General features: G+C 66.8%; 6 protein-coding genes and 2 pseudogenes (1 of these 8 only partly in view). 5 read left to right on the forward strand and 3 right to left on the reverse strand.

Translation table 11 applies throughout. The features are described 5' to 3' along the window. The 3 genes from GTV32_RS21655 to GTV32_RS21665 all read left to right on the forward strand — a co-directional run. A protein-coding gene (locus GTV32_RS21655) for a non-ribosomal peptide synthetase (protein WP_161062067.1) crosses the window boundary here: on the forward strand, nt 1–667 show its 3' portion. It extends 8,489 nt beyond the left edge of the window; 667 of the gene's 9,156 nt are visible here — the last part of the coding sequence; the start codon falls outside the window, past its left edge; the stop codon is at nt 665–667. Between the two features lie 85 nt (nt 668–752). Next, nucleotides 753–986, forward strand: a complete 234-nt coding sequence (locus GTV32_RS21660; protein WP_161062068.1) for an MbtH family protein — start codon at nt 753–755, stop codon at nt 984–986. Between the two features lie 194 nt (nt 987–1,180). Continuing rightward, a complete protein-coding gene (locus GTV32_RS21665; protein ID WP_161062069.1) occupies nt 1,181–1,522 on the forward strand; it encodes a hypothetical protein in 342 nt (113 codons plus the stop codon). A 12-nt stretch (nt 1,523–1,534) separates the two neighbouring features. Here the strand turns inward: GTV32_RS21665 and GTV32_RS21670 are convergent, their stop codons facing one another. Genes GTV32_RS21670 through GTV32_RS21680 form a run of 3 tightly spaced genes read right to left on the reverse strand, consistent with a single transcriptional unit; the run spans nt 1,535 to nt 4,514 of the window. Continuing rightward, nucleotides 1,535–2,356, reverse strand: coding sequence for an ABC transporter permease (locus GTV32_RS21670; protein WP_161062070.1), 822 nt, complete (start codon nt 2,354–2,356; stop codon nt 1,535–1,537). Next, entirely contained in the window at nt 2,353–3,147 is a 795-nt protein-coding gene (locus GTV32_RS21675) for an ABC transporter permease (protein ID WP_161062071.1), read from the reverse strand. The genes GTV32_RS21670 and GTV32_RS21675 overlap by 4 nt, the downstream gene beginning before the upstream one ends. Beyond that, nucleotides 3,144–4,514 (reverse strand): ATP-binding cassette domain-containing protein, encoded by a 1,371-nt coding sequence (locus tag GTV32_RS21680; protein ID WP_161062072.1) that lies wholly within the window; start codon nt 4,512–4,514, stop codon nt 3,144–3,146. Before GTV32_RS21680 ends, GTV32_RS21675 begins: the two co-directional genes overlap by 4 nt. A 596-nt stretch (nt 4,515–5,110) precedes the next feature. Between GTV32_RS21680 and GTV32_RS24190 the strand changes: the two are divergent. Further along, nucleotides 5,111–7,219, forward strand: a pseudogene (locus tag GTV32_RS24190) (AMP-binding protein); the annotation flags it as partial. Between the two features lie 77 nt (nt 7,220–7,296). Next, nucleotides 7,297–7,434, forward strand: a pseudogene (locus tag GTV32_RS24195) (hypothetical protein); the annotation flags it as partial. Nucleotides 7,435–7,472 lie beyond the last annotated feature (38 nt).

Here is a 7,472-nt window from a genome sequence, read left to right on the forward strand (position 1 = left end):
GGTCTCCGGAGAGCCGAGCGCGGCCACCGTCGACGAGCTCGCCGCACGGTACGTCGAGGAGATCCGTCGGGTGGCACCGGACGGGCCGTATCACCTCCTCGGCTGGTCGCTGGGTGGTCACGTCGCCCACGCGATGGCGACGATGTTGCAGGCCGACGGCCACAAGGTGGCCTTCCTGGGCATCATGGACGCCGCTGCGCCGTCCGAACGGGACGCGGACGGTTCGCCGGCCGGCGAGGCGGTCGCCCCGGCGCAGGACGAGGGCGGCTCGGTGGTCGGGGACATGCTCGGCGGGTGGCGCGATCTGTTCGATCTCGGCGACGACGTCCATGCGCGGACCCCAGAGGAGGTCGCCGCGGTGGTCCGTGAGCAGATCGCCGCCATGGGGCTGCTCCGCGCCGAGCAGGTCGAGTGGGTGATGGACAGCTTCGAGGCCGCGGAGAACATCGTGACGACCTACCATCCGGAGGTGTTCGACGGGCCCGTCGCGGTGGTCACCGCGACCGCCGACAAGGCCGACCCCGCCTCGGTCCGCTGGTCGTGGCGCCGGTTCGTCACCGGGACCATCGCGAACATCGATGTCGATGCGCATCACCTGGGACTGGCCGATGCCACCTCGCTCGAGATCATCGGGCCGTGGCTGGCAGAACGCCTGGAGGCCCGATGACGACGTAGGTGTCGACGATGGGCAGAAGTACATCATCCGGGTCGGCCGAGTGGCCGCCCATCCACAGCGAGAGGAACGATCGATCATGACCAATCCGTTCGACGACGAGGACGGACGCTTCTACGTCCTGGTGAACGACGAGAACCAGCATTCGCTGTGGCCGACGTTCGCCGACATCCCGGCCGGCTGGACCAAGGTCTTCGGTGAGGACAGTCGCGCGGCCTGCCTCGAATACGTGGAGGAGAACTGGACCGACCTGCGGCCCAAGAGTCTCATCGACGCCATGGAACGCGACCGCGCCGCATCGGCCGACGGCTGATCGAACGGCGTGGTCACGGCGCCACAGACGTCCATGTGCACCGCACGACGGTGTACCCGACATCGCCACCGGTGAATTTTTGTGATGTCCTCCGGTGACAACCGAAGGGAATATCTGTCATCATTTCCCCAAGCGAATTCCCGAATCCGGAGGATCGTCAAACGTTTTTTCGGGCGACGGAGAGCAGGTCAGGCATGGACGGTGAGATGGGTTCGTGGGAGTTCACGCGATTGCGGGCGACGTGCGACGAAGTCCATCGGCGTGCCGAGGTGACCCCGGGCCTCACCGCCGTCCGTCACAGCGGTGATTCGGCGACCTACCAGGATCTGGCCGGTGCGCTGCGAAGCTACGACCTCGTCGCCGAGAGCAACGGCCTCGGCGTCGGTTCCACTCTGGTAGCGGCGATCCTGCACTGCCTGCCCCGCATCGGCGCGCTCCATGAGCCGTCGGCCGTCTCCACCGCGGTCAGCCAGGTGGTGGAGTGGCTCGCCCGCGACATCGGTGACGGATACGGGATGCTGCGCTCGGTCGGCTGAGCCGACCCGCTCTCAGCGCGACGTCGCGGCCTTCCGGTAGCCGTGTAACGCGGGGTACACGCAGGCGGCGACGATGAGCACCGTCCACACGACGACCTTGATCAGGTTCTCCGCGATGGGCCCACCAGCGGCCAGCGCCCGCATCACCTCGATGGCCGGACTCATCGGCTGGTTCTCGACGATCGGTTGCAGCCATCCCGGATAGGCCTCGACGGGGGAGAAGCCGGAGTTGAAGAACATCAGCACACTCGAGACCAGCGACAGCAGCGGGACCAGCGGCGCCGAGGGGCGAGCACTGACCGCGAGTGCCAGTACCAGCATCGCGTAGGCGACGCCGAACATCAGTGACACCCCGAAGATCCCGGCCACCGCGACGACGCCTCCGGTGATGTCGAAGCCGATCGTCGACCCGACCGCGATCAGCAAGGCCGTCACCACGATGATGCGGAAGATCTCGCTCAGCAGCCGGGAGGTCAGATCGGCCGCACGGTTGATCGGCAGCACATACAAGCGCGCGAGCAGACCGGTGCCGCGCTCCTGGTTCAGCCGGATGCCTGCGGCAACCGAGCCGAACATGGCGCTCACCAGGATCACCAACGGCACTGTGCCGTAGGTGCTGTCCTGCCCGGTCGCACTGCCGATCGCGTCGCCGAGCACCACTTTGAACATGGCCAGGGTCAGCAACGGGACGAGAACCAGCTGGAGGAAGGTGCCACGATCCCGCACCATCACCGAGATCTGGCGCCAGGCGAGAACCGCGCTCTGCCCGACGAAGGCTCGTGCCGATCGTTCCACGGGCAGCCGGTTCGGCGGGGCATCCACGACGGCGGTCATCGCACCACCCGGCGCACGCCCAGCGCGGTCAGCACACCGCCGGCGACAGCCAGGCCGACGCACCACCAGATGGTCGGCGTGAGCAGGTCGAGCGTCGCGGTGCCATCACTCAGCGACCGCATCGCGGTCGCGAACTGGGAGATCGGCTGGTTCCGCACGAACGGCTGAATCCATTCCGGGAACTGGTTTTCGGGAACGAACCCGGTCGAGAGCATGCCGAGGATGAGGATGGGCAGTGACAATGCCTGACTGGTGGCTTCCGGACTGTTGGAGAGCAACCCGACAGCGTCCGCCAGCACGGCGATGAGGATCCCCACCACCAGCACGACCGCGAACAGACCGATCGTGTCGAACACGCCACCGTTCGGCCGCCATCCCATCACCAGGCTCGTCACGGTCGCGCAGACCACCGAGATCACCAGCAACACCGTGTTGGTTCCCATTCGCGCCAGGGGAGGGATCAGGGTGGGCATCGGCATGGTCCGGAACCTGGTATTGATGCCCTTGGTGGCGTCCACCGCCGAACGCATCGCCGCCGATGACGCGACAAAGCTCACCGATTGCAGAGAGATGATCGGCATCAGGAAGTCCGCATAGTCCATGCCGGGGTCCGCGTTCATGATCGAGCGCAGCGGGACATAGAAGCAGATCGCGAGGAGTACCGGTGCGACGAACGCGAAGATGATCTCTCCGTTGCGGACCAGCGAGGAGATCCCCCGGCCGGTCAGCGTCCACCACTGCGCGCCTGCGCGGGTCCGCGGACGGACGGAGGTCGCGGCCCCGATCGTCATCTTGCGGGACTCTGGTCGTCGTGGGAAGTCGGCGCGGCCGCCGTCGTGTTCGCCGGATCGGTGAGCGCGAGAAAGACCTCGTCGAGACTCGGACGGCACAGTGCCACATCGGACAGGCGGATGCCGGCGTCTTTGGTGCGCTGCACGATCTCGACCAGCGTGTCGGCCCCGGCTGTGGCGGGCACCGTGACGAAGGTCGCGACCTCGTCGGGTCCGCCGGCCGCCGGGATCTCGGCCGATGAGATGCCGGGGGTGCCGGTGTCCGAGGACGCGAGCAGGCATCCGAGCAGGCGATGCAGGTCGTCCGGATCGGTGGGTGTCACCTGGTAGTGGGAGGCGCCCGTCGCAGCCTTGAGCTCGTCCGCGGTTCCGGATGCGATCACCCGACCCTTGTCGATCACCACGATGTGGTCGGACAGGGTGTCGGCCTCCTCGAGATATTGCGTGGTCAGGAGGGTGGTGACGCCTTGACGCCGCAGCGACTCGACGAGCTTCCACACCTCCTGGCGGCTGCGCGGGTCGAGTCCGGTGGTGGGCTCGTCGAGGAAGACGATCGATGGTTGCGTCACGAGACCGCACGCGATGTCGATCCGTCGGCGCATACCGCCCGAGTACTCGCCGACCTTCCGCTTGGCCGCCGCGGTCAGCTCGAACGACGCCAACAGCTCGTCGGCCCTCGACCGCGCCGCAGCTCTGGGCAGACCCATCAGGCGGCCGAACAGGATCAGGTTGTCCCGGCCGCTGAGTGCTTCGTCGAGTGCGGCGAACTGGCCGGTCAGCATGATCGATCGACGGACCCCCGCGGCGTCTGTCGTCACGTCGTGGCCGTCGACGACCGCGCTGCCGCCGTCGGGTTTGAGCAGGGTGCACAGCATGTTGACGGTGGTCGTCTTGCCCGCGCCGTTGGGGCCGAGCAGCGCGAGGATGGAACCCCTCGCGACCGAGAAGCTGACGTTCTCGACCGCGACGTTGTCGCCGAATCGCTTGTGCAGGTTGACGACCTCGATGGCGGGCGGTGTCGAGGCGGTTCCGTCCTCGGCGGGCCCCGCGGCGGGGTCGGCAGCCGGTGTTGCCGGCGAGGTCGAGGACACCCCCTCGGAGGATGCCGAGGTGAGGGATGCCTTGGTGGCCGGGTCGACGATGGTCCAGCCCGATGCGACGTCGGATGAGTCGGCGGCGGCCGACGGACCGGAATCATCGCCGGATGCCGAACGGAGGCGCGATGTCGGTGCCTCGTCGGCGACGACGGCTGCGTGTCGGGGTGCGGCGGATGGGTCGGCGAAAGCGTGCGTCTGCGCTTCCCGGTCGTCGGTGGTGGCGGGCAGGCGGCTACCGGGGCCCGTGGGCCCGCCGGACTGCTCGGCCATCGACTGCTCCTCTCGGGCATCTCGGTCACCCGAGCCGGGCGGCCGTTCACCGCCCGTCTCGGGCGGCGCGGCACCGCGTGGAATGTTCCGGGACGCCGGGCGCGGGCCCCCTGGGCGATACCGCACGTCCGATGTGGGCGATGGTACCGAAATCGTGTGCACGATCTGGAGGGATTCTCGCTCTCGGATACCGAATCATTACGTCGCCACGCGCCGTATTCGTACGTTTGGACGACGAGGAAGATCGTTGCGTAACGATCCGGGTCGCCGCGCCGAATTCCTATCGTGAGCTAGCTGTTTACCGGAGATTCGGTTGCCCCCGAGTGGGCTCATGCATTCAACCGAATCATGGTGAAGTTCGTTGTGAAAGGTGGATAATGACGCACACTGTTGCGTGGGAACGGAGTTCCCGCGAACAGACAGCCCACAACGTCCCGAGCGCCGGTTGACCGACAACCGACGCCCGGCCGGGCTGGCCGCTGACCTGGGAAAGAGGGGCTATGGGTTCTGTCGAGAACGCCCATGACGCCACTGAGACAGACACCGACGACGGGGCAGAACTCGTGCCCTTGGCGCTGACCGCTGCACAGCGCGGGATGTGGTTTGCCGAAAATCTCTCTGCAGACTATTCCGTTACCGTTGCTCAGTATCTCGATATTCGGGACAAAGACCGACCACTCGATCGGGAACTCTTCCGTCAGGCCGTCGTCGCTAATGCCCGGGAACGTGAGTCCGCCTTCACGCGGATCGTGGAAGTCAACGGCGTCCCGATGCAGATCGTCGATCAAAGTCTCGACAACGATCTCCATTTCATCGATTTCCGCGACCATGCCGATCCCGTCGGCGCGGCCCTCCGCTGGATGAACGACGACTATCAGCAACACATGGATCTGCGTCGTGACAACCTGGTCATGTCGTCGCTGCTCCGGGTCGCCGACGACCGTTCCTTCTGGTACGTGCGGGCACATCACATCGCGCTGGACGGATACGCCGGACTGACCGCCGTGCTCGACGCGGTGACCCGGTACAACGCCGCGGTCGAGGGAACCGAGTTCGTCCCCAGCCGAGGTGCGACGCTGGCAGAACTCGTCGAAGACGACAAGAAGTACATCGCCGGCACGCGGCGGGAGGCCGACCGCGAGTACTGGGTCGACCGGGTCCGGGATCTGCCGGAGCGGGTCACCCTCGCGCACCGTTCGGTGGCCGCGGAACTCTCGCCTCGCAACCTGGTCGCCGGCTCGGAGCTGAGCGCGACCCAGCAGTCCGCCCTCGACCGCGTCGCAGCCGAATTCAACACGTCGGCCGCTGTGCTGCTGACCGCGGGCTTCTCTGCCTATCTGGCGCGGATGGCCGGTACCGACGACGTGGTGCTGAGCCTTCCGGTGACGGGTCGGGCGACGGCAAAGATCAAGCGTGCCAGCGGAATGCTCGCCAACATGCTGCCGGTCCGGGTCCGCGACGCCTCACGGCTGACGATGCGCGGGTTGATCGAGCAGGTCCAGCTCGAGCTGACCGGCGCGCTCCGGCACCAGCGGTACCGGTTCGAGGACATCCGTATCGACGCCGGCCTGCAGGATGCGAACACCGCGTCCTTCGGCCCGATCATCAACCTGATGTTCTTCGACAAGCCGATCGAATTGACCGGTGCCACGGTCGATTACCAGATCCTCACCTCGGGAATCCTGGAGGATCTGCGGCTGAACGTCTATCAGGCCAGCCCCGGCGCGCGGTTGGTCGTCGACTTCCATGGCAACCCGAATCTCTACTCGACCGTCGAACTGGAGGGACACCTCCAGCGCTTCCTCACCTTTCTCGATCGCGTCTTCGCCGAGATGGACATGGTGATCGGCGACGTGGATCTGCTGCTCGACGGTGAGCGTGACGAGATGGTCGGTCTCGGCAACGGCCCGCAGGCGACGCCGCCGGATCCCGATGCCCACCTGCTCGCCGCGTTCGCACAACGGGTTCGTGACCGGGGCGACGACGTCGCCATCTCCTCCGGAGGACGGCGCTGGACGTACACCCAGTTCGATCGCCTCCGGAATCTCATCGCAACGCACCTGCTGAACTCGGGGATCGGTCGTGGGGACCACGTGGTGGTGGCCCTCGACCGCGGGGTCGCCCAGGTCGCCGCGATCTACGCGACGCTGTCGGTCGGCGCGGCGTACGTCCCCGTCGATCCCGCACAGCCGGACGAGCGCCGCCGACTCATCGTCGACACCGTCGCCGCCCGCCTGATCGTCGATGAAACACTGTTGAGTGCCATCGGATTCGACGCCGAGGCGCAGAATCCGGCCACTCCCGACGAGAGCCCGACGGTCGGTGTGACCGGTGGTGGCAGCGAAGCCGCCTACGTGCTCTTCACCTCGGGATCGACCGGAACCCCCAAGGGTGTGCAGGTCTCACATGCCGCGGTGCACAACCGGCTGGCGTGGATGCAGGACAACTATCCGTTGGCCGCGGGCGACAAGGTGCTCTACAAGACGCCGTTCACCTTCGACGTCTCGGTCTGGGAACTGTTGTGGCCGTTGGCCCAGGGTGCCCAGATGGTGATCGCCCGGCCGGACGGGCACCGGGATCCCGAATACCTTCTCGACCTGATCACCGAGGAGCAGGTCAACGTCCTGCATTTCGTTCCCTCGATGCTCGACGTCTACACCGAGGTACTGCAGAACGACGGTCACCTGACCTTGTTGCCGCCCACCGTCCGCCGGGTCTTCACCTCCGGTGAGGCATTGCCGCGTCAGCTCGCCGACCGGGTGTTGGGGGCTCGTCGGCGGAGCTGGTCAATCTCTACGGTCCCACCGAGGCCGCGGTCGACGTCACCGAGTACCGGGTGGTCGCCGCGGACGGTCCGGTGCCCATCGGACGGCCGGTCGCCAACACCGACGTCTATGTGCTCGACAACCGGCTGCGGCCCGTTCCCGCCGGTGTGGCCGGCGAGCTCTACCTCGCCGG

This window comes from Gordonia sp. SID5947 (assembly GCF_009862785.1).
GTDB lineage: Bacteria > Actinomycetota > Actinomycetes > Mycobacteriales > Mycobacteriaceae > Gordonia.